At 59.7% G+C, this 1,268-nt stretch carries 1 pseudogene; it reads right to left on the bottom strand.

The annotated features are described in order from the left end of the window. Positions 1-110 precede the first annotated feature (110 nt). Positions 111-1,132: pseudogene (locus NKK47_RS34990) on the bottom strand (IS110 family RNA-guided transposase). Between the last annotated feature and the right edge of the window lie 136 nt (positions 1,133-1,268).

The following is a 1,268-nucleotide window of genomic DNA, read 5'->3' as shown; positions in this document are numbered from 1 at the left end:
ACGACGCACTTTGCTGAGACAGCGGTGCAACCCCATCAGCGGAATGGCTCGGCTCACGTCCCGGCAGGGACGTCTCAGGCGCTCAGATCCTGAACGCTATTCGCAAGATTTCATGCTGTGGCGCCTGCATTTCGATCAAAGAACTCACCGGTCTTGAGCATCGAATGCATTATCACCGCCAGTTTGCGCGCCACAGCCACGGCAGCTCGTTTGAAGCCAACCCTCTCCCGGAGCTTGAGGCCCCACGTGCGCAGGCTGCTGTCGATCGAGCTGCGTGTCAGGATGACCGCCGCAGCCTCATAGAGAAGTCCCCGCAAATGTCGATCGCCGCGTCGGGATATATGGCCGTCATAATCGACTTCTCCCGATTGGTAGCGGCGAGTTGTCAGGCCGATCCAAGCGGCAACAGAGCGGGACTTCTTGAAGTTGCCCGGATCTTCAATGGCAGTGGCGAAAGAGGTTGCGGTAATGGCGCCGATGCCGGGGATCGACATGAGTATGCGGCATGCTTGGCTTTGACGTGCATCTGCGACAAGCTGGCGCCCAAGCTCGGCGGCACGGATGCGAATGCTGCGCCAGGCTTCCAACATCGGTAGGACGACAGGAGCAAGCTCGCTCTGATAAGAAGGCTCCGGACATTCTTTTCGAATGTAGTTCCCTTACCGGCGGGAACGAGCAAGCCGAATGTTTTCATGATCCCTCGGATCTGGTTGGAAAGCTCGACGGTGATCCGGACCAGCCGAGTGCGTGCTGCCACGAGCGTGCGGGTCAACATACTGTCGAAGCCTTTCACGCGCACCTCGCGAAAGAATCCTGCTTCAGCAAGACGCGCCAAACCATCGGCGTCATTCGCATCCGTCTTGTTCGCCGCCATATCGAGAGCGGCTTTGGCATGGCGCGCATCGATGCAGATGGCTGGCAATCCCTCGGCGCGCAGCGCATGATAGAACCAAACTGACAGCGGGCCGGTTTCGAACACGACGCGCTTTGCGGCCGGCGCCCGCTTGCGGACAAGCTCGGCAATGATCCTGGGATCAGATGCGCACTTCCCGCGCCAGATCCGTTCGCCTTCACGGCGGATCGACACTGCCGTCTCTTTCATCGACACGTCGAGACCGATATGTTCTTCCATGGCTGTTCTCCGTTGATGCTGGGCCCGGCGTCCAGTCGTGAGCCCGTATTTCATCTTATCGGGGAACAGCCACCCTCCAAGGCTATGATCGGTTCCAGGGCGCGTCGCTCCCGCGATTACCCCATGTGGACGCCCC

It is taken from the genome of Mesorhizobium sp. M0019, from assembly GCF_040323975.1.
GTDB lineage: Bacteria > Pseudomonadota > Alphaproteobacteria > Rhizobiales > Rhizobiaceae > Mesorhizobium.
This window is presented reverse-complemented; position numbering and strand designations above follow the sequence as displayed.